19 protein-coding genes and 1 pseudogene are annotated in these 21,068 nt (G+C 59.8%); 12 read left to right on the forward strand and 8 right to left on the reverse strand.

The window, feature by feature from the left end; genetic code table 11:
• Positions 1 to 248 precede the first annotated feature (248 nt).
• The gene (fumA, locus tag OHJ17_RS13760; RefSeq protein WP_002903313.1) at positions 249 to 1,895 is read right to left on the reverse strand and encodes a class I fumarate hydratase FumA; all 1,647 of its coding nucleotides are present in this window, start codon (positions 1,893 to 1,895) and stop codon (positions 249 to 251) included.
• Positions 1,896 to 2,096: 201 nt separating this feature from the next.
• Here fumA and manA point away from each other — a divergent pair, with 201 nt between their 5' ends.
• Together manA and OHJ17_RS13770 are read left to right on the forward strand one after the other, a co-directional pair.
• Positions 2,097 to 3,275, forward strand: coding sequence for a mannose-6-phosphate isomerase (manA, locus tag OHJ17_RS13765; protein ID WP_032432991.1), 1,179 nt, complete (start codon positions 2,097 to 2,099; stop codon positions 3,273 to 3,275).
• Positions 3,276 to 3,361: 86 nt separating this feature from the next.
• Positions 3,362 to 4,900, forward strand: a complete 1,539-nt coding sequence (locus OHJ17_RS13770) for a YdgA family protein (protein ID WP_032418507.1) — start codon at positions 3,362 to 3,364, stop codon at positions 4,898 to 4,900.
• Positions 4,901 to 4,939: 39 nt separating this feature from the next.
• On the opposite strand, the gene OHJ17_RS13775 is transcribed toward OHJ17_RS13770, so the two are convergent.
• Positions 4,940 to 5,968, reverse strand: coding sequence for a Mal regulon transcriptional regulator MalI (locus OHJ17_RS13775; RefSeq protein WP_004148253.1), 1,029 nt, complete (start codon positions 5,966 to 5,968; stop codon positions 4,940 to 4,942).
• 94 nt (positions 5,969 to 6,062) lie between these two features.
• Between OHJ17_RS13775 and malX the strand changes: the two genes are divergently transcribed.
• Complete coding sequence (malX, locus tag OHJ17_RS13780; RefSeq protein WP_002903245.1) at positions 6,063 to 7,655, forward strand: maltose/glucose-specific PTS transporter subunit IIBC; 1,593 nt, start codon at positions 6,063 to 6,065, stop codon at positions 7,653 to 7,655.
• Between the two features lie 51 nt (positions 7,656 to 7,706).
• A complete protein-coding gene (locus OHJ17_RS13785; protein ID WP_004140039.1) occupies positions 7,707 to 8,879 on the forward strand; it encodes a MalY/PatB family protein in 1,173 nt (390 codons plus the stop codon).
• Between the two features lie 13 nt (positions 8,880 to 8,892).
• Here OHJ17_RS13785 and OHJ17_RS13790 read toward each other — a convergent pair whose 3' ends face one another.
• Positions 8,893 to 9,921 (reverse strand): CorA family divalent cation transporter, encoded by a 1,029-nt coding sequence (locus OHJ17_RS13790; protein WP_004179669.1) that lies wholly within the window; start codon positions 9,919 to 9,921, stop codon positions 8,893 to 8,895.
• Positions 9,922 to 10,232: 311 nt separating this feature from the next.
• On the opposite strand from OHJ17_RS13790, the gene ydfZ reads away from it, so the two are divergent.
• Positions 10,233 to 10,436 carry a putative selenium delivery protein YdfZ gene (gene ydfZ / locus OHJ17_RS13795; RefSeq protein WP_004151566.1) on the forward strand — a complete coding sequence of 68 codons (204 nt, stop codon included), beginning with the start codon at positions 10,233 to 10,235 and terminating at the stop codon, positions 10,434 to 10,436.
• Positions 10,437 to 10,505: 69 nt separating this feature from the next.
• Here ydfZ and OHJ17_RS13800 read toward each other — a convergent pair whose 3' ends face one another.
• Positions 10,506 to 10,985, reverse strand: a complete 480-nt coding sequence (locus OHJ17_RS13800; RefSeq protein ID WP_004179667.1) for a hypothetical protein — start codon at positions 10,983 to 10,985, stop codon at positions 10,506 to 10,508.
• Positions 10,986 to 11,221: 236 nt separating this feature from the next.
• Here OHJ17_RS13800 and OHJ17_RS13805 point away from each other — a divergent pair, with 236 nt between their 5' ends.
• From OHJ17_RS13805 to OHJ17_RS13820, 4 genes are all read left to right on the forward strand, one after another.
• On the forward strand, positions 11,222 to 11,575 hold the full coding sequence (locus OHJ17_RS13805; protein ID WP_002903236.1) for a DUF1304 domain-containing protein: 354 nt from the start codon (positions 11,222 to 11,224) through the stop codon (positions 11,573 to 11,575).
• Between the two features lie 103 nt (positions 11,576 to 11,678).
• Complete coding sequence (yedE, locus tag OHJ17_RS13810; protein ID WP_002903234.1) at positions 11,679 to 12,887, forward strand: selenium metabolism membrane protein YedE/FdhT; 1,209 nt, start codon at positions 11,679 to 11,681, stop codon at positions 12,885 to 12,887.
• On the forward strand, positions 12,884 to 13,117 hold the full coding sequence (gene yedF, locus OHJ17_RS13815) for a sulfurtransferase-like selenium metabolism protein YedF (RefSeq protein WP_002903233.1): 234 nt from the start codon (positions 12,884 to 12,886) through the stop codon (positions 13,115 to 13,117). Before yedE ends, yedF begins: the two co-directional genes overlap by 4 nt.
• A gap of 250 nt (positions 13,118 to 13,367) precedes the next feature.
• On the forward strand, positions 13,368 to 13,760 hold the full coding sequence (locus tag OHJ17_RS13820; RefSeq protein WP_004224558.1) for a DUF1398 domain-containing protein: 393 nt from the start codon (positions 13,368 to 13,370) through the stop codon (positions 13,758 to 13,760).
• A gap of 34 nt (positions 13,761 to 13,794) precedes the next feature.
• On the opposite strand, the gene OHJ17_RS13825 is transcribed toward OHJ17_RS13820, so the two are convergent.
• Positions 13,795 to 13,953 (reverse strand): YqaE/Pmp3 family membrane protein, encoded by a 159-nt coding sequence (locus OHJ17_RS13825; protein ID WP_002903230.1) that lies wholly within the window; start codon positions 13,951 to 13,953, stop codon positions 13,795 to 13,797.
• A gap of 282 nt (positions 13,954 to 14,235) precedes the next feature.
• Here OHJ17_RS13825 and gap point away from each other — a divergent pair.
• Positions 14,236 to 15,234, forward strand: a pseudogene (gap, locus tag OHJ17_RS13830) (type I glyceraldehyde-3-phosphate dehydrogenase).
• Positions 15,235 to 15,282: 48 nt separating this feature from the next.
• On the opposite strand, the gene aldA reads toward gap, so the two are convergent.
• Positions 15,283 to 16,722, reverse strand: a complete 1,440-nt coding sequence (aldA, locus tag OHJ17_RS13835) for an aldehyde dehydrogenase (RefSeq protein WP_023287591.1) — start codon at positions 16,720 to 16,722, stop codon at positions 15,283 to 15,285.
• On the opposite strand from aldA, the gene OHJ17_RS13840 reads away from it, so the two are divergent.
• Complete coding sequence (locus OHJ17_RS13840) at positions 16,721 to 16,858, forward strand: hypothetical protein (RefSeq protein ID WP_004140057.1); 138 nt, start codon at positions 16,721 to 16,723, stop codon at positions 16,856 to 16,858. The two genes, aldA and OHJ17_RS13840, sit on opposite strands and share 2 nt — an antisense overlap.
• A 61-nt stretch (positions 16,859 to 16,919) precedes the next feature.
• Here the strand turns inward: OHJ17_RS13840 and OHJ17_RS13845 are convergent, their stop codons facing one another.
• On the reverse strand, positions 16,920 to 17,720 hold the full coding sequence (locus OHJ17_RS13845) for a YdcF family protein (RefSeq protein ID WP_032432990.1): 801 nt from the start codon (positions 17,718 to 17,720) through the stop codon (positions 16,920 to 16,922).
• A 380-nt stretch (positions 17,721 to 18,100) separates the two neighbouring features.
• Between OHJ17_RS13845 and OHJ17_RS13850 the strand changes: the two genes are divergently transcribed.
• The gene (locus OHJ17_RS13850) at positions 18,101 to 19,426 is read left to right on the forward strand and encodes an MFS transporter (RefSeq protein ID WP_023287589.1); all 1,326 of its coding nucleotides are present in this window, start codon (positions 18,101 to 18,103) and stop codon (positions 19,424 to 19,426) included.
• Between the two features lie 208 nt (positions 19,427 to 19,634).
• Here OHJ17_RS13850 and OHJ17_RS13855 read toward each other — a convergent pair whose 3' ends face one another.
• Positions 19,635 to 21,065 (reverse strand): amino acid permease, encoded by a 1,431-nt coding sequence (locus OHJ17_RS13855; protein ID WP_002903059.1) that lies wholly within the window; start codon positions 21,063 to 21,065, stop codon positions 19,635 to 19,637.
• Between the last annotated feature and the right edge of the window lie 3 nt (positions 21,066 to 21,068).

The following is a 21,068-nucleotide window of genomic DNA, read 5'->3' on the forward strand; positions in this document are numbered from 1 at the left end:
GGTTCGTGCCGCGAAGCGACATAAAAAAAGCCGCCCCGAGGGGCGGCCCAGACCGCTGACAAAATGCAATCGTCGGGATTGCCCGGCGGCGCTACGCTTGCGCGGGCCTACAGAGAACTGCATAACTTATTGATATTGCTGTTTTTCGTAGGCCGGGTAAGGCGAAAGCCGCCGCCCGGCAGAAAGGCGCTCACCCTAACGAAATCAGGTTTGTCATCGACCAGCGCCGCCCCGAAGGGCGGCCTGGGTTACTTCACGCAGCGGGCGCACTGCGAGGTCTGGATCTGCTGGAAGAAGTCATTGCCTTTATCATCAACGAGGATAAAGGCCGGGAAATCCTCCACTTCAATTTTCCAGATAGCCTCCATACCCAGCTCCGGATAGGCCACGCACTCGAGGCTCTTGATGCTCTGCTGGGCCAGCACTGCCGCCGGGCCGCCGATGCTGCCGAGGTAGAAGCCGCCGTGTTTGTGGCAGGCGTCGGTGACCTGCTGGCTGCGGTTGCCTTTCGCCAGCATGATCTTGCTCGCCCCATGGGACTGCAGCAGATCAACGTAAGAGTCCATGCGGCCTGCGGTGGTCGGCCCCAGAGAGCCGGAGGCGTAACCGTCCGGCGTCTTGGCCGGACCTGCGTAGTAGATCGGGTGATCTTTGACGTACTGCGGCAGCGCCTCGCCGTTGTCGATAAGCTCCTTCAGCTTAGCGTGGGCGATATCGCGGGCGACGATGATAGTCCCGCTCAGCGACAGGCGGGTGGACACCGGATACTGTGACAGCTGCGCCAGGATCTCGCTCATCGGCTGGTTAAGATTTACCTTCACCGCTTCGCCTTCCCCGGCCTGGCGCAGATGCTCAGGGATATATTTCCCCGGGTTGCTCTCCAGCTTCTCGATCCAGATGCCGTCGCGGTTAATCTTGGCTTTGATGTTGCGGTCGGCGGAACAGGAAACCCCCATCCCTACCGGGCAGGAAGCGCCGTGACGCGGTAGACGGATCACGCGGATATCGTGGGCAAAGTATTTGCCGCCGAACTGCGCGCCGAGACCAAGGTTCTGCGCCTCCAGCAGCAGCTCCTGCTCCAGTTGCACGTCGCGGAACGCCTGGCCGTGCTCGTTACCTTCGGTCGGCAGGCCATCGTAGTATTTGGTGGACGCCAGCTTCACGGTCTTCAGCGTCGCTTCCGCCGAGGTACCGCCGATCACGAAGGCGATATGGTACGGTGGACAGGCGGCAGTACCGAGGGTGCGCATCTTCTCGACGAGGTAATTTTTCAGCTTCGCCGGGGTGATCAGCGCTTTGGTTTCCTGGTACAGATAGGTTTTGTTCGCCGAGCCGCCGCCCTTGGCGATGCAGAGGAATTTGTACTCATCGCCATCGGTAGCATAGAGATCGATCTGCGCCGGCAGGTTGGTGCCAGTGTTAACCTCTTTATACATATCCAGCGGCGCGTTCTGCGAGTAGCGCAGGTTGTCCTGGATATAGGTGTTGTACACCCCCTGCGCCAGGGCGGCTTCATCGCCGCCGCCGGTCCACACGCGCTGGCCTTTTTTACCCATGATGATCGCGGTGCCGGTGTCCTGGCAGGTGGGCAGAATACCTTTGGCGGCGATATCCGAGTTGCGCAGGAACTGCAGCGCGACGTATTTATCGTTTTCGCTGGCTTCCGGATCGTTAAGGATATCCGCCACCTGCTGCTGATGCGCAGGGCGAAGCATAAAGGAGGCGTCGTGGAAAGCATGCTGCGCCAGAAGGGTCAGCGCCTGAGGGTCAACTTTTAGCACTTCCTGGCCGGCGAATTCGGCGACGGAGACGTAATCACTGCTGAGGAGATAATACTCGGTGTCATCCTTTTTGAGCGGAAAAGGATCCTGGTAAACAAACGGTTTATTCGACATTGTACTCTCACTTACTGCTTTGGCTGATTATGTTTCAGGCAGGGACTCCATGTGCCTGTAGAAAAGCGAGTCGAACAATCTTACACAATTTTTTAACAAAAACTGAGACAAGGACGACTTTTTCTTTCAGCAGTTGCTTCTCCACCGTTTGCTGGTTTAATAGGGCGATAAAATTTACTTTGTTTGAAACAGGGATTGAGAATGCAAAAGCTGATTAACGCCGTGCAGAACTATGCATGGGGAAGCCACACCGCCTTAACTGAACTGTATGGCATCGCCAACCCGGACAATCTGCCGATGGCAGAGCTGTGGATGGGGGCGCATCCGAAGAGCAGCTCGCAGATCCTGGCGGCCGACGGCCAGCCGCGTTCACTGCGCGAGGTGATTGACGCGGATAAAGCCGCTCTGCTCGGCGACAAGGTTGCCGCCCGCTTTGGTGAACTGCCGTTCCTGTTTAAGGTACTGTGCGCCGCTCAGCCGCTCTCAATTCAGGTGCATCCCAACAAGCAGGCCTCGGAAGAAGGTTTCGCCCGCGAGAACGCCGCCGGTATCCCGCTCTCCGCCGCCGAGCGTAACTACAAAGATCCGAACCACAAACCGGAGCTGGTTTTTGCCCTGACGCCGTTCCTGGCGATGAATGCATTTCGCGAGTTCAGCGAGATTGTCACCCTGCTGCAGCCGGTGGCTAGCGCGCATCCGGCAATCGGCGCCTTCCTGCAGCAGCCGGACGCGACTCACCTGAGCCAGCTGTTTGCCAGCCTGCTAAATATGCAGGGTGAGGAAAAGGCCAAGGCGCTGCAGGTGCTGCGCGACGTACTGGCCCGTGAACAAGGCGAACCGTGGCAGACTATCCGCCTGATCGCGGAATTCTATCCGGACGACAGCGGCCTCTTCTCCCCGCTGCTGCTGAACGTGGTGAAGCTGAACCCAGGCGAAGCGATGTTCCTGTTTGCTGAAACGCCGCACGCCTATCTGCAGGGGGTGGCGCTGGAGGTGATGGCCAACTCGGATAACGTACTGCGCGCCGGCCTGACGCCGAAATACATTGATATTCCTGAGCTGGTTGCTAACGTCAAGTTCGAGGCTAAACCGGCGGGTGAGCTGTTGACCCAGCCGCAGCGTCACGGCGCGGAACTCGACTTCTCGATCCCGGTGGAAGATTTTGCCTTCTCCCTGCATGACCTCTCCGCCGAGGCCAGCGATTTGGCCCAGGCAAGCGCGGCGATCGTGTTCTGCGTCGACGGCGAAGCCGTACTGCGCAAAGGCGACCAGAGCCTGACCCTCAAGCCGGGCGAGTCGGCATTCGTGGCCGCCAGTGAATCGCCGGTGCAGGTCAGCGGCCGCGGCCGCGTGGCGCGCGTTTTCAATAAGCTCCAGTAAGCGACTGACCCTTCAGGTCGCGCTTACTGTTGGTGATAACTCAGCCAGGCGGTCTCTCCGCCTGGCTTCATTTATGGATAAATGCTATGAAAAAATCGCTGGTCGCAGCAGGAGTCATCGTGGCGCTGGGCGTGGTATGGACAGGCGGCGCCTGGTTCACCGGTAAACAGCTGGAAGGCCGGATCGCCGATATGGTGCAGCAGGCAAACGCCCAGCTGCGCAGCAGCGCGCCGGAGTCAGGTCTGGAGCTGAGCTATCAGGACTACCAGCGCGGGCTGTTCAGCAGCCATCTGCAGCTGGTGGTGAAGCCGATCGCCGGTCAGGCTAACGGCTGGCTGGCCGCCGGGCAGAGCGTGGTGCTTGACGAAGTGGTCGATCATGGCCCCTTCCCGCTGGCCTCGTTAAAAGCCTTTAATCTGGCGCCGGCAATGGCTTCCGTCCACACCACGCTGGTGAAAAACGACGCCAGCCAGGCGCTGTTCGAGATAGCCAAAGGCGACACCCCCTTTACCGTCGATACGCGCATTGCCTACAGCGGCGACAGCCAGTCGGCTATCGTCCTTAACGCCCTCGACTACGCTAAAGGCGATGAGAAAGTCACCTTCAGCGGCGGTCAGTTCCAGCTCGACGCCGACCGCGACGGCAAAAACATCAGCCTGAAGGGCCAGGCCGGCAGCGGGCAGATCGATGCGCTCAATGAATATAATCAGAAGGTACAGCTGCGCTTCGTCAACCTGACCACCGACGGCGCCACCGAACTGGCCAGCTTCAACGAACGTATCGGCCAGCAAAAAATGACCCTCGATAAACTGGCCATCAGCGTCGAAGGCAAAGAGCTGGCGCTGATCGACGGCATGGCGCTGGACGGCGGCTCGACGCTGACCCAGGACGGCAAAGGCGTGAACAGCCAGGTGAACTACACCGTCAACAGCCTCAAGCTGCAGGGGCAGGATATGGGCAGCGGCAAACTCACGCTGAAAGTGGATAACGTCGACGGTCAGGCGTGGCACCAGTTCAGTCAGCAGTACAGCGCGCAGTCTCAGGCGCTGCTGGCGAAACCGGAGCTGGCGCAGAATCCGGAGCTGTATCAGCAGGCCCTCACCGAAACGCTGTTCAATGCGCTGCCGATCCTGCTCAAAGGCAACCCGTCGGTGACCATCTCTCCGCTGAGCTGGCGCAATGCCAAAGGCGAAAGCACCCTCAACCTCTCGGTTCTGCTGAAAGATCCGGCCCAGGTGACCGCTCCGCCGCAGACCCTGGCGGACAGCCTGGATCGCGTGGTGCAGTCCCTCGACGGCAAAGTGGTGATCCCGGTGGATATGGCGACGGAGTTTATGACTAAGATCGCCGGTCTGGAAGGCTATCAGCCGGCCGATGCCGCCAAGCTTGCCGATCAGCAGGTCAAAGGCCTGGCGGCGATGGGCCAGATGTTCCGCATTACCACCATGGAAGATAACGCCATCAGCAGCAGTCTGCAGTACGCGAACGGCCAGGTGACGCTGAACGGACAGAAAATGCCGCTGCAAGATTTTGCCGCGATGTTTGGTCTGGAAGCGCCTTCGCTGCCGGACAGCGCGCCGCAGGAAGGCCAGCCGCAGCAGGATGACGCCGCCCCGCAGCCGTAACTTATCGGTACAGGAGACGGCCAGCGCGCGCCGTCTCCCTTATTTTCGCGTCACCAGCCGCGGGGGCATAATCTGGTTTCGCGTCTCGCCAGTCCCCTCTTCCAGCCGCCGCAGCATCGAATCCGCCAGGCTTTTCCCCATCTCCCGCGCCGGGGTGGTCACCCAGGTGAGGGGCAGGTCGTCGAGGGCGGCCTCCGGCACGTCGGCAAACGCCGCCAGCGCCACCCGCTGCTCAAAGTAGCTCTCAACGCCATCTTCCCCGCTCTGTCTTCCAGCCCGTAACAGACCGAACCACGCGCCGGTGGCTACCACGTTGTTGTAGCACAGCACCGCGGTAATGGTCGGATTCTGGCGCAGCAGGCCGGTCATCGCCTCCGCCGCCTGCTTCTGACTGGACTCGCACTCCAGCACCCATTCGCTGTGAAACGGCAGGCCGTATTTCAGCAAGGTGGCGCAATAGCCGCCGACCCGCTCGGCGCGCGTCAGCGAAGCACTCTGCCCGCCGAGCCAGGCGATCCGCTGATGGCCGCGGCGGATAAGATGCTCCGTCACCAGCTGCGCCGCCTGCATGTTGTCCGGGCGGATCAGGTCGACATCGTCAAGATAGCTGGCGCGGGAAGCAAACACCAGCGGCACCCCCGCCTCCGCCGCACGCTCGCGCAGCTCGCTCCCGCGGTCGATCGCCCCGGCGATAATCACCCCGTCCACCCCCTGCGCCGCCAGCGTATCAAACCGCTGGGCCATCTTCTCGCCGCTGCGGCCTCCCTGGGTGAGAAATACCATTTTCCCCTGCCTCTCCAGGGCATCGGTGAGGCCGGCGGTTAATTCAGCATAAAACGGTTTTGACAGGTCGCTGACGATAAGGCCAATCACGCCGCTCTGCCCACCGCGCAGCGAGGCCGCCTGACGATTGCGCACAAATCCCAGCTGTTCGATAGCCTGATTAACCCGCTCGCCGGTGGCGCTGGAGATGCGCCCTTTGCCGCTCAGTACCAGTGAAACGGTACTCACGGAGACGCCGGCGGCCAGCGCCACATCATTGATGGTGATCTTTTTTGCGATTGCCATAACCTGCTGGCTGACTCCCTTGCCTGTCGATAAAACGTTTTATCTTGCCGTGGCGTTAGTTCTTCCCGACCACTTGAGAATCAGGAACCGTGCTATGACGGCGAAAACCGCACCAAAAATCACCTTGTGGGAATTTTTCCAGCAGCTGGGAAAAACCTTTATGCTGCCCGTGGCGTTGCTCTCGTTTTGCGGGATCATGCTGGGGATCGGCAGCTCGCTAAGCAGTCACGATGTTTTGACTCTGCTGCCGTGGCTGGATATGCCGCTGCTGCAGGCCATCTTTATCTGGATGAGCAAGGTCGGCTCCTTTGCCTTCAGCTTCCTGCCGGTCATGTTCTGTATCGCCATCCCGCTGGGTCTGGCGCGAGAGAACAAAGGCGTCGCCGCCTTCGCCGGCTTCGTTGGCTACGCGGTCATGAACCTGGCGGTCAACTTCTGGCTGACCGCGAAGGGTATTCTGCCCACCACCGACGCCGCGATCCTGAAGGCCAACAATATCCAGAACATTATCGGCATTCCGTCAATCGATACCGGGATCCTCGGGGCGGTGATCGCCGGGATTATCGTCTGGCTGCTGCATGAACGCTTCCATAACATTCGCCTGCCGGACGCCCTGGCCTTCTTCGGCGGCACCCGCTTCGTGCCGATCGTCACCACCGTGGTGCTGGGGCTGGTCGGGCTGGCGATCCCGCTGGTGTGGCCAGTCTTCGCCATGGGGATCAACGCCCTCGGGAAGATGATCAACAGCGCCGGGGATTTTGGGCCGATGATCTTCGGCACTGGCGAGCGACTGCTGCTGCCGTTTGGCCTGCACCATATTCTGGTGGCGCTGATCCGCTTTACCGAAGCCGGCGGCACCCTCGACGTCTGCGGCCACAGCGTCAGCGGCGCGCTGACCATCTTCCAGGCGCAGCTGAGCTGTCCGACGACCCACGGCTTCGCCGAAAGCGCCACCCGTTTCCTGTCGCAGGGTAAAATGCCGGCATTCCTCGGCGGCCTGCCGGGAGCCGCGCTGGCGATGTACCACTGCGCCCGTCCGGAAAACCGACATAAAATTAAAGGCCTGCTGATCTCCGGGGTCATCGCCTGCGTGGTCGGCGGCACCACCGAGCCGCTGGAGTTCTTGTTCTTGTTTGTCGCGCCGGTCCTGTATGTCATCCACGCGCTGCTGACCGGTCTCGGCTTTACCATCATGGCGGTGCTCGGGGTAACCATCGGCAACACCGACGGCAATATCATCGACTTCGTGGTGTTTGGCATTCTGCATGGCCTGGCCACCAAGTGGTATCTGGTGCCGGTGGTGGCGGCTATCTGGTTCGCGGTCTACTATGCCATCTTCCGCTTCGCCATCACCCGCTTCAATCTGAAAACGCCGGGCCGCGACATCGACACTGCCGCCAGCGTGGAGAAAGCCGTCGCCGGTACCATCGGCAAATCCGGGTATAACGTACCGGCGATTCTGGCGGCGCTCGGCGGCGCAGAGAACATTGTTTCGCTGGATAACTGCATTACCCGTCTGCGCCTGTCGGTGCACGATATGAGCAAAGTGGACGCCGCCGCGCTGAAAGCCCATCGCGCTATCGGGGTGGTACAGCTCAACCAGCATAATCTGCAGGTGGTTATTGGCCCGCAGGTACAGTCGGTAAAAGATGAGATGGCCACGCTGATGAATACCGTGCAGGCCTGATCCCACTAGTCCCCCTCCGCTACGGAGGGGGCGCTCGCTAAGGAAGCTCCAATGTTTGATTTTGCCACCCCTATCGATCGCCACGGCACCTGGTGCACGCAATGGGACTATGTCGCCGACCGGTTTGGCGCCGCCGATCTGCTGCCGTTCACTATTTCCGATATGGATTTCGCCACCGCGCCCTGTATTCTCGACGCCGTCAGCCAGCGGCTGGCCCACGGGGTGTTCGGCTACAGCCGCTGGCGCAACGAGGCGTTTCTCGGGGCGATTGTCCACTGGTACGCCAGCCGCTTTAACAGCGACATCGATCCGCAATCTGTGGTCTACGGACCGTCGGTTATCTACATGGTGGCGGAAACCATCCGCCAGTGGTCGAAAGAAGGCGACGGCGTCGTGGTCCACACCCCTGCCTACGATGCGTTCTATAACACCATCACCGCTAACCGGCGGCGGATTGCCCCGGTGCCATTGATCCTGAAGGATAATCGGTGGCGCTGCGATATGGACCGCCTGGAGGCGGCGCTGGCGGAGCCAAAGAATACCCTGCTGCTGCTGTGCAGCCCGCACAACCCAACGGGGAAAGTCTGGCGTCGCGAGGAGCTGGAGACCATGGCGGCCCTGTGTCAAAAACATGGCGTCAGGGTGATTAGCGACGAAATTCATATGGACATGACCTGGGGCGAACACCGCCATATCCCGTGGAGCGAGGTCGCTCATGGACCATGGGCGTTGTTCACCTCCGGTTCGAAGAGCTTCAATATTCCGGCCTTTACCGGGGCCTACGGCTTTATCCCCGAAGAGAACGAGCGCGACAGCTACCTGCAGGCGCTAAAGGGTCGCGACGGGCTCTCTTCCCCTTCCGTGCCGGCGCTGGTCGCCCATATCGCCGCCTACCGCGACGGGGCTCCCTGGCTCGATGCCCTGCGCGACTACCTGCAGGCGAATATGCGCTATGTCGCCGACACGCTCAACAACGCCTTCCCCGCGCTCTGCTGGCAGCCGCCGGAGGCCACCTACCTGGCATGGATCGACCTGCGCCCGCTCAACGTTGACGATCGCGCGCTACAGCAGGCGCTGATCGCCGAACAGAAGGTGGCGATTATGCCGGGTTATACCTATGGTCCTGAGGGCAACGGCTTTCTGCGACTCAACGTCGGCTGCCCGCGCGAGAAGCTGGAACGCGGTGTCGAAGGACTGATTGCCGCCCTGCGCAGCCTCAGCTGATTCGACGCGCAATCTACAGGTCATCGCGCCGGCGAAACGCCAGGTAACCGGCGCCGAGGGTAAAGACAGCGACAATCACCACCAGCAGGATAAACCCGTGGTGGTTGCTTGCCAGCGGGATCCCACCGACGTTCATGCCGAAGAAACCGGCGACGATGTTAATCGGCAGCGCGAGGACGGTGATCACCGTCAGGGTATAGAGGGTGCGATTGCTCTGCTCCAGCTGGCGGGCGCCAATCTCCTCCTGCAGCAGACTGATGCGCTCGATCAGGCCCGACAGATCGTTAAGCACCACGCTAAACTCTTCGGTGAACTGACGAAACGCCTGCACCACCGCGCGATCCATCCACGCCGGCGGCCGGTTAAGCAGCCGGAACATCGCCGCCGGCTCCGGCGCCAGCAGCCGCTGGAAGCGTAAAAGCATCCGCCGTAGCCGCGCCAGATCGGCCCGGTTGCGCTGCACGTGATTGCTCAGAAGACGCTCTTCAATAAGGTCAACATGGCGGCTGGCCTGGCGGACGACCTGCTCCAGCACCTCCTCCTGCTCCTCCAGCAGAAAGGCCAGCAGCTCAGTAGACGTGTTCACCCTGAGCGTCTGCAAGCGCGGCAGCATCCATTCGATAAACCGCAACGGTTTGAAGCGCGCCGTCACCACCAGCCTGGGGCTACAGTAGAGCCACAGCGTGGCGGTTTCCGCGCTGGTATCCTGCGGACGAAACAGCACATCGTTAAGCACAGCGAACAGATTTTCCCCCTGTCGCTCAATGCGGGTGGTGTGCGAGCCGCTGCGGATCTCCTCGAAGAAAAAATCGGCCACCGGAAAGTGGCTGGTTAACCATTTCTCGGCGGTGGCATGATTAAGATTCAGGTGTAACCAGATAAACGCCTTGTCATCGGCGAGCGCCTGATAGCGGGCGCATACCTCGCCAGAGGCGATCGGCTGCGGGGGGCGCTGTTCATGAAACAAATAGCCATGCACCAGGCCGGAAACTTCACTATCAAAATCGGGCTTTAACATCTTCGCGGTGACGTCTTGACTCATGGCTCCCTCAGGACAGGCACTGGCACCGTTGATGCCCGAATATTGTCATCTTTCGCTATTTTCCGCGGGCTGGCAAGGTTAATAATCTGGTCATAAAACAGTAACCTGGCTGACATATGACGGCCAGTATCACGCTTCATCCCCTCGCCGCGCAGGCGATGCGATGGAGGCGAACAGAAGGTCTTCTTGCCTTTATGCTCAGGCGGTTATTAAAATAAATTTGATTATCCTCAAAACTTTTTTAGGCAGAAAGCGGTATTAATTTGCGCGCTTAATCATTGCTTTCACCCAGGTTTATTGAGGAGGAGACCATGAAAACCTATGACCGTAATCGTAACGCTATTGCTACCGGCAGCATGGTAATGATCGCCGGTAACGGGACGACGGGCGTGATTAAAGCTATCCATGGCGAGGGGAAAACCGCTGAGCAGCTGCGCCGGGCGGACTGCGTTGAAATCGACGGCTGCGAGGGCCGCTTCTGCCCGTTGGATCTGATCCGTCTCGGCTTCCATTAATTCCTGCCGCCAGGTCGTTAGTATCAGGCCACCTGTGGTGGCCTGCTCTTTTCCCGGGAAATAAAGCGTCTAGCGAAAGCTCCACTGAACACTCATCACAAAGATCGCCGGCACAATAATGCCGCCTTCCACACCGAAATAATCGGTGAAATTATATTGCAGGCCATGATAGAGGTAGGGCGAAAAACCGATGCCGGTGATTTTTTTGGCGGTGCGGTAGGTGCCGGAATCCCCACAGTGGCTGAAGGCATCAAAGAAAAATTCCCCGGTATAGGCATACACCCCTTTCAGTACCCAGCCGGTATCGTTTTTCAGCCAGTCGCGGCGCACGCCGAGGGTCAGGCAACGATCGTCAAAGCTGTTTTTCATCGTTCCGACCAGCACGCTGTATTTTGAATCCTGAGAAAACTTGCGCTCCACCGAGAAAAAGTTGTTATTGAAATGTTCGTTATATTGTCCGTGGTTACCCGTCATATGATAGACATAGGAACCGGTATTCATCGAATAGAGGTTTAATTCCCCGGCCTGCGCCGACGGCATGGCAACCATTAGTAGCGCTGATAACAAAATCCATAATTTATTTACCATTCAGTAACCTATGCCATACCCGTAAAAAGAACCCGGCATGCTAGCACCGCTTAGCTAAACCAAAGGGCAATCAGATAAACCGACGCTCTTCGCGGCGGGAAAATATGACGCTATCTGCACTATAGCAGTCGCCCTCTCGCCTGGTGAGCACCTGCGGTTATACTGGAGAAACATTTCTCTAATCGTTAAGGACCGCTGTGTTAGCCACTCTCCTCGTTGCGCTGGTCGCTATTATTCATCTCGCCATCCTGGTGCTGGAGATGTTTCTCTGGGAAGCCCCCGCCGGGCGCCGGGCCTTTAACCTCAGCGCCGATTTCGCCCGGCAGACCCGGGTGCTGGCGGCCAACCAGGGCTTGTATAACGGCTTTCTGGCCGCCGGCCTGGCATGGGGGCTGTGGCTGGGGGCGCCGGGGGTGCAGGTGGTTATCTTTTTCCTGGCCTGCGTGCTGGCCGCCGGGATTTTCGGCGCGCTGACCGCCAGCCGCAAAATTCTCTATATTCAGGCGCTGCCCGCGCTGCTGGCGCTGGTTGCCGTGCTGACGCAAGCGTAGGGCCTTGATCCAAAACAGAGAAAGCAGGCGCTAAGGCGGGTACTATTTGCCCCCTTTGGTCGGTCATCGACCGTTAATACCTTCTGAGTTCAGAGGCATTTTTATGACATGGCAATCCTTCAAACAGGCCTGGCTTATCCGATTCTGGTCTCCTGTCCCGGCGGTCATTGCCGCGGGCATTCTCTCTACCTACTATTTTGGCATCACCGGCACCTTCTGGGCGGTGACCGGCGAATTCACCCGCTGGGGTGGTCAGCTGCTGCAGCTGCTGGGCGTCCACAGCGAACAGTGGGGCTATTACCAGCTGATACATCTCGAAGGGTCGCCGCTGACCCGCATCGATGGCAGGATGATCATCGGCATGTTCGGCGGCTGCCTGGCCGCCGCGCTGTGGGCGAATAACGTCAAACTGCGCTTGCCACGCAGCCGGATCCGCATTGCGCAGGCCGTGGCGGGCGGCATCATCGCCGGGTTCGGCGCACGGCTGGCGATGGGCTGCAACCTGGCGGCCTTCTTCACCGGCATTCCGCAGTTCTCCCTGCACGCCTGGCTGTTTGCCATCGCCACCGCCATCGGCTCCTGGTTTGGCGCCCGCTTCACGCTGCTGCCCCTTTTTCGCATCCCGGTAAAAATGCAAAAAGTGTCCGCCGCCTCGCCCTTAACCCAAAAACCGCAGCAGGCGCGCCGCCGCTTCCGCCTGGGGATGGTGGTCTTTTTCGCCATGATCGGCTGGGGCCTGCTCACCGCCGCAGACCACCCGGCGCTCGGCCTGGCGATGCTGTTCGGTATTGGCTTTGGTCTGCTTATCGAGCGCGCGCAGATCTGCTTTACCTCCGCCTTTCGCGATATGTGGATCACCGGCCGGACGGTGATGGCGAAGGCGATTATCTTCGGCATGGCGGCGAGCGCCATCGGTATCTTCAGCTATGTGCAATTGGGGATGGCGCCGAAAATTATGTGGGCCGGTCCTAATGCGGCGATTGGCGGGCTACTATTTGGCTTTGGCATCGTGCTGGCCGGCGGCTGTGAGACCGGCTGGATGTACCGGGCGGTGGAGGGCCAGGTTCACTACTGGTGGGTTGGGCTGGGCAACGTCATCGGCTCAACGCTGCTCGCCTGGTGCTGGGACGATATCGCCGCCCCCCTCGCCACCCACTGGCAGAAAGTCAACCTGCTGAACGCCTTCGGTCCCTTTGGCGGACTACTGGCCACCTATCTGCTGCTGCTGATCGCCCTGCTGCTGGTGATCGCCTGGGAGAGACATTTTTTCCGCCGCCAGGCGGCGGTCCGGACCGTGAAGGAGAGCGCATGAAAAACATCATCCCTGATTATCGCCTGGATATGGTCGGCGAACCCTGCCCGTATCCGGCGGTCGCTACCCTGGAGGCAATGCCTTCCCTGCAAAAAGGCGAGATCCTCGAAGTGGTCAGCGACTGTCCGCAGTCGATCAATAACATTCCGCTTGATGCAAGGAACCACGGCTACACGGTGCTGGATATTCAACAGGATGGCCCAACCATTCGCTATTTGATTCAGAAGTAGCGCCGTTTTCCCGCCGGCGGCCTTCCCCGCCGGCGCTTGTCTCCTCGTTCCCGCCTCGCCGTTCGCTTACGCATCGCTGACCAGGTAGCCAAACGATTGCAATAGATTGTAACACTTGAAACCGTGTTCCAGTTACACAATAACCATTAATATAACGCGCCTATATTATTAAAATGCGAATAAGTTATTTAGTGAATGGTTTCTGCCGCTATCGGCCAAAGCCGCACACAGCGACACGATAAGGATCGAAATGGAACTGCTGGTCAGGCTGGGTCATTTTTTTGAGCAAGCGCGTTCTGACGCCGACTATGCCACCTTCGCCAATGAACTGCGTCGGCATCAGGTCTCCTACTACATCTATTTTGTTTCCACCGGCAATATGAATTTCGTAATGGCAAACGACGAGGTGGTCTCGGTAAAAAGCGCCCGCGGGCTGCTGCGCGTTCGGGCTGAGGCCAGCCATTGTCTGACCAGGGCCGCCGTTATCCGCCACTTTGCCCGGGCCATTAACTTTGAACAGTACTGCCGGGATCTTGCCAGCGCCGGGGTATTTAAGTGGATCGTCGATCTGGAAGAGGAGACCCGGCACTACTGGTCGAAGGATAATACGCTGTTGTATAAAGAGTGCCTGATGCCCCCCTGAGCCGGTCTCAGGGGGAGGCGGCGAGGGTCAGCCTTTAATCGCGGGTCTGCACCCAAAAGGCGTGGATCAGGCCAGGAATATAGCCCAGCAGGGTCAAAATGATATTGAGAATAAACGCCCAGCCGAAGCCTTTTCCCAGCAGCACACCCAGCGGCGGCAGAATGATAGTGAAAACGATTCTCCAGAATCCCATAACCTCTCCCTTCGTCTAACGTCAATTTTTTACTAAGCTATTCAATAGTTAAGCATAGACGCTTTTCGTCGTTTCGCCAGCAGGCAGCCCCCTCATCTCTGGTAACAAAAATCATTCCCTGCCGTCACGGGCAAAAAAGACCGGGAAAACATTCACTTTTCCCCTCTCCGGCCCGCAGGCCCTGGCATAGCGCACAGATTGTCAGTTGACCAATCAGGGGGACAGGGCTAAGCCTGGAGGAGTTTCATCACATCGAGTCGTTTTACCAACCGGAGAATATCCATGAGTAAACTTGGGATTAATGGATTTGGTCGTATCGGACGTCTGGTGTTACGTCGTTTATTAGAAGTCGACAGCAGCCTGGAAGTGGTGGCTATCAACGACCTCACTTCGCCAAAGGTGCTGGCCTACCTGTTGAAGCATGATTCAAACTACGGCCCCTTCCCGTGGAGCGTCGACTTTACCGAAGATGCGCTGATCGTCAACGGCAAAACCATTACGGTGTATGCCGAAAAAGAGGCGCAGCATATTCCATGGCAGGCGGCAGGCGCCGAGGTGATTGTGGAGTGTACCGGGTTCTACACCTCGGCCGAGAAATCGCAAGCCCATCTCCAGGCCGGCGCGCGCAAAGTGCTGATTTCCGCCCCCGCCGGCGAGATGAAAACCATCGTCTACAACGTCAACGATGACACCCTGACCCCGGATGACACCATCATCTCCGTGGCCTCCTGCACCACCAACTGCCTGGCGCCGATGGCCAAAGTTCTGCAGGATGCTTTCGGCATCACCGTAGGCACCATGACCACCATCCACGCCTATACCGGCACCCAGTCGCTGGTGGACGGGCCGCGCGGAAAAGATCTGCGCGCCTCCAGGGCGGCGGCGGAAAACGTTATCCCGCACACTACCGGCGCGGCAAAAGCCATTGGCCTGGTGATCCCTGCCCTGAGCGGTAAGCTGAAAGGCCATGCCCAGCGCGTACCGACCAAAACCGGCTCAGTGACGGAGCTGGTATCGGTGCTGGAGAAAAAGGTGACTGCGGATGAGGTCAATCAGGCGATGAGGCAGGCGGCTGAGGGCAATGAATCCTTTGGTTACACCGAAGAGGAGATCGTCTCTTCCGATATCATCGGCAGCCATTTCGGTTCGATCTACGATGCTACCCAGCTGGAGATTGTGGAGGCCGGCGGCGTATAGCTGGTGAAAACCGTCGCCTGGTACGATAACGAATACGGCTTTGTCACCCAACTGATCCGCGTGCTGGAGAAATTTGCCCGCTAAGTGAACGGCGGACAGCCTGCGCTGTCCGCCGGTTCTGTGTGGAGTGCCTCAGGCCTGCAGATAGACCACCTGGGTCTGCAGGTACTCATTCAGGCCGTGGCGGCCATCTGCCCCGCCGATCCCCGACTTACGCCAGCCGGCGTGGAACCCCTGCATCGCCTCAAAGTTCTCACGGTTGATATAGGTTTCGCCAAACTTCAGTCCCTTAATCGCTTTCATCGCCACGTTCAGATCGCGGGTATAGATTGAGGAGGTCAGGCCATAATCGCTGTCATTGGCCATCGCCAGCGCCTCATCGAGGGTCGAAAAGGCCACCACCGGCAGCACCGGACCGAAGGTTTCCTCATGGATAATGTCCATCTCCTGACGTACATCCAGCAGCAGGGTCGGCGGATAAAAATAGCCTTTGCCCTCCAGCGGCTGACCGCCCAGCGCCACCCGCGCCCCCTGCGCCACCGCCTTCGCCACTTTGCCCGCCACCTGGTCCCGCGCCGCCGCGTTGATCAGCGGCCCCATCGCGATGTCATCCCGCGTCGCCGGGTCGCCAAACTGGACGGCCTTCATCGCCTCACCGAGGCGGTTGACGAAGCGGTCGTATATTCCGTGCTGAACATAGACCCGCTCGACGCAGTTACACACCTGCCCGGTGTTAATCACCCGCGAGTCCACTACCGCTTTCACCGCCAGCTCCAGATCCGCATCGTCCATTACAATGGCAGGCGCTTTGCCGCCGAGCTCGAGGCACACTTTGGTGATATTTTTCGCCGCAGCGGCCATAATTTTTTCTCCCGCCGCCACGCTGCCGGTCATGCTGACCATCGCCACCTTCGGATTGCCGGCCAGCTCCTGGCCAACGGTTTCTCCGCGGCCAAGCACAAGGTTAAAGACCCCTTTCGGCAACCCAACCTGATGGACAATCTCGGCAAAGGCGATGGCATTATTGGGCGTAAATTCGCTGGGCTTAATGACGATGGTATTTCCAGTGATCAGGGCCGGCGCCAGCTTGCGGGCGATAAGAAAGAACGGGAAGTTCCACGGCAGGATCCCGGTGGTCACCCCCAGCGCGCGTTTAAAGACAAGGATATTCTCCCCCGGGCGATCGCTCTGCACGATCTCACCTTCGTAACGGCGCGCCCATTCTGCCATATAGTCGAGATAGTCCGCGGTGAACGCAACCTCCACCGCCGCCAGCTGCTGGATCTTGCCGCCTTCAGCGACAATCAGCCCGGCGATCTCGTCGGCACGCTGGCGGATACCGGCGGCAATTTTGCGCAGCCAGCCCGCACGCTCAATGGCCGGCAGCGCTTCCCAGCCGGGCTGGGCGCGCTCGGCGGCGTCAATCGCCAGCCGCGCCTCTTCGGCAGTCCCGTCCGGGATCCGCGACAGCAGCGCTTCGGTCGCCGGGTTAAGCACGTCGATCCAGCCGTCGCCGCGACCGGAAACGAACTGGCCATCAATATACATCGGGTGTTGAACGGGTGCTGTCATGGCTGCTCCTGTGGTGCATTTGTATTTAACAGGTGATTTTTTTGTTAAATATCGGGCGGATAAGCCGCTGTTCGGCAGCACATTGACGCAGTTCTGTGAGCTGATTCATAAAAACGGGCCAAAAATGCCCGCTTGAGGTAACATTTTAATAACACAAATTGCCCGTTTGCGACGAATCTGCCGTAAACGGGCATTTTTCAGCCGAGGGTGCGGGCCTGCAGGGCCCCGGCAAGCTGGGCGTCCTCCCGCAGCTGTCGCCAGGCGTCGAGGATCTCCGGCGGGAAGGTGACATGGCTGATGAAGTCTTTTCCCCGCGGACCGTACCCTTCAGGGGTATCCTGCAGGCGCGGCAGCTCGCCCAGCAGCAGCCCCAGGTAGCGGGTGACCGGCCAGAGCCCCGCTCCGCCGCCCGCAAACCCCAGTTGGCCATCGGTCTGCTCCAGCACCGGCGAGCAGCCGGGAAAGCTCAACCACTGCGGCGGCGTCGTCGCCCCCTGCCAGACGCGGGCGAAGGTAGCCATGGTTCGCCGCTGCATAGTCGGGTCCTGAATGACGATCCCGCGACGATGGGCGAGCCCCCGGCTCTCCAGCGTGGTCCGGGTAAAACGGGCGTTCTCACCGCAGTTGGTTGACTGGTCCTCCACCACCAGCCGCGAATGGGGGATGTGCCAGTAGTCATGAGCAATGTCGGCCAGAATATGCGCTTCCGGGCGGCCATCCACCGGCAACGTACGGTAACGGGGATCCTGGCGCACCGCCTCGTAGAGATAGCCCGTAGAATGTCCCACGCCGCCGCTGATCAGCAGCGGGACCGCCTGCGCCGCCGCCAGACGGCAGGCGGCGTCGATGGTTGGGATCACGGCGTTGCCGGCCAGCACTACCACGTCCACCTGCGGCAGCGCGGGCAGCGTCGCCAGATCGTCCTGCGCCAGCCAGGCGCCGACCTGGTTAGCCGCCGCCAGCGTCGCTGCCGACAGCGGAGGAAATTGTTCTGCCATTCTGTCTCCTTAATCCTCTCTCAGCCGAGCGGAGAGGATGCTTTCGCTATCATAAACGCCGCCTGCCGGAAGGCATAGCGGCGTCGATTTGTAACCATTTTGAAATAACAAGAAACATCTAAAAACAGGCGGGTTGCACCTGAACAACTCACTATGAAAATAACAAAAAACAGCAAAATCAGGTGGAAAATAAAAAATAGCGTCGCGGTTATACCAGTTCAAAGCGCGCCATAACGCCCAGTTTGCCAGCGATAAACTTGCCAATTGTAACCTTCAACCCTAAGTTGCTTAACAATTACACAACCTTTTCACATCAGGTTGCACCCTGCTCGTACAGAGTGACACCTGACCTATCTACCGTGGCGGGAGAACGTTTCGTAATGAGCAATCCACAAGACAACACTGCATCCATTCTGCAGAAAAACAAGAAGGTACTGATCGCGAGCCTGACAGGCAGCGCCATCGAATGGTTCGATTATTTTCTCTATGGCACCGCCGCCGCGCTGGTGTTCAACAAAATCTTCTTTCCGATGGTCGACCCGGTTATCGGCCTGATCCTCTCCTGGCTCTCCTTCTCGCTGACGTTTTTTATCCGCCCCATCGGCGGCGTGATTTTCGCCCATATCGGCGATCGCATCGGCCGCAAGAAGACGCTGGTGCTGACCCTGTCGCTGATGGGGAGCGCCACGGTGGCGATCGGCCTGCTGCCCACCTACGAGATGGTGGGCCTCTGGGCGCCGGCCCTGCTGATTACTCTGCGCATTATTCAGGGCATGGGTATCGGCGGCGAATGGGGCGGCGCGCTGCTGCTGGCCTATGAATACGCGCCGGAAAAGCGGAAAGGCTTTTTCGGCAGCATTCCCCAGGCCGGGGTGACCATCGGCATGTTGATGGCGACATTTATCGTCTCGCTGATGACGCTGTTCGATGAGGCGCAGTTTCTCGCCTGGGGCTGGCGCATACCGTTCCTGCTCAGCTCCGTCCTCGTTTTTCTCGGCCTGTGGATCCGTAAAGATATCGACGAAACGCCCGCCTTTAAGCAGGTGAAAAAATCCGGCCAGGTGGCGAAGGCCCCGCTGCGCGATACGCTCAAGCACCACTGGCGGGAAGTGCTGATCGCCGCCGGCCTGAAAGTGGTGGAGACCGCCCCCTTCTATATCTTCTCCACCTTTGTGGTCAGCTACGCCACCACCACCCTGAGCTATCAGAAGTCGCAGGCGCTGGAATCCGTGACCCTGGGCGCGCTGGTGGCCACCGTGATGATCCCGCTGATGGGGCTGCTGTCAGACAAGGTGGGTCGGCAAAAGATGTACACCCTGAGCGTGGTGCTGCTGGGGCTGTTTATCGTCCCGTGGTTCCTGCTGCTCGACACCGGCACCGGCTGGGGCATCATGCTGGCGACGATCGTTGCCTTCGGCATCCTGTGGGCGCCGGTAACCGCGGTGCTCGGCACCCTGTGCTCTGAGATTTTCAGCGCCAATGTGCGCTATACCGGGATCACCCTCGGCTACCAGCTGGGCGCCGCGCTGGCCGGGGGCACCGCGCCGCTTATCGCCACCGGTCTGCTGGCAAAATATGACGGTGACTGGCGGCCGGTGGCCATTTATCTGGGCGTTACGGTGGCGATTTCGCTGCTGGCGATATTCTGCGCCAGCCGGATGAAGTCCGCGCTGGGCGCGGCCCCCTCCCGGGCGGAAAGCGCCTGACCGCCGCCCGCCAGGGCTACTACGGCGCCGACTATCCCGCCCGGCGGCGCTGCGCTTGCGCGGGCCTGGGGGGAGATCGCACCGCGGGGGATACCGCTTATCCCAGGTCCGGTAAGCATGTAGGCCCGGTAAGGCGCCAGCCGCCACCGGGCACAAACAGGCGTCAAGTCTTCCCCCCTGCTTAGCCGGCCGCCAGGGCCGGCGGGTGTCAGGCGCTCTGGTTGTCCAGCTGAAGCTGCCCCTCGCGCCGCTGCTTCAGCTTCCAGAAGCCCCACAGCGCGATAAACCACAGCGGAGAAGCCAACAGCGCCAGCAGCGTGTCCGGGTCAAAGATCATGATGAAGATAGCGAACGCGAAGAACAGCAGGCTCACCCAGCTCATCACCACCCCGGCGGGCATCTTAAAGATCGACCCGGCGTGCAGGTCCGGACGCTGACGGCGGTAAACCAGATAGGCCACGAGGATCATCCCCCAGCTGAACACCACCATAATCGCCGCCAGGGTCGAGACGATGGTGAACAGGGTCATCACGTTCGGCACCAGAAACAGCAACAGCGTGCCGATCAGCATGCAGAAGCAGGAGAACAGCAGGCTGCGCACCGGAATGCGGGTACTGCGCGACAGGATACGAAACTGCCAGTGCGCATGCTTCTCCACCGACAGGCCGTACAGCATGCGGGTGCTGGAGAAGACCCCGCTGTTGGCCGAGGACATCGCCGAGGTCAGCGCCACAAAGTTAATCACCGCCGCGGCGGCAGGCAGCCCGGCCTTGGCGAACAGCGTCACGAAGGGGCTGGTCTCCGCCGACACCCCCGGCCACGAGGCGACAGCGATGATCACCACCATCGACAGCAGATAGAAGATGATAATCCGCAGCGGCAGAGCATTGATCGCCTTGGGCAAAATGCGCTGCGGATCGCGGGTCTCCGCCGTCATGGTGCCCAGCAGCTCAATGCCGGTAAAGGAGAAGATCGCTATCTGGAAGCCGGCGAAAAAGCCGGTGATGCCGTGAGGCATAAAGGCCGTCGGGTCGGTGAGATGGCTGAGGGAGGCCGTCACGCCGTCCGGGGAGGTCCAGCCGGTGGCAATCATCCAGCCGCCGGTGCCGATCAGGGCGATAATGGTGATCACCTTGATCAGGGCGAACCAGAACTCCGCCTCGCCGAACATTTTCACCGACAGCAGGTTAAGCAGGAACAGGATCGCCAGCATGCTGAGGGCCGGCATCCACGCCGACAGTTCCGGGAACCAGTACTGCATATAGCTCCCGCAGACCACCACGTCGGCGATACAGGTCACCACCCAGCTTAGCCAGTAGGTCCAGCCGAGGTAAAAGCTGGCCTGCGGCCCGAGATACTCGCCGACAAAGTCGGCAAACGAGCGGTAGTCATGGCGGGTGAGCAGCAGCTCGCCCATCGCCCGCATCACCATATAGGTAAAGAACCCGACCAGCACATAGATAACCAGGATCGAGGTGCCGGCGACGGCGATGTTGCGCCCCGCCCCCATAAACAGTCCGGTGCCGATGGCGCCGCCGAGGGCAATCATCTGGATATGGCGGGCGCTGAGCCCGCGCTTAAGCTGTGACGCGCCTTCACCTCCGGCGGCAGGTGACGCCTGATGTTGATGTTCAGTCATGGT

The organism is Klebsiella sp. KP20-425-1 (genome assembly GCF_025813515.1).
GTDB classification, from domain to species: Bacteria; Pseudomonadota; Gammaproteobacteria; order Enterobacterales; family Enterobacteriaceae; genus Klebsiella; species Klebsiella pneumoniae.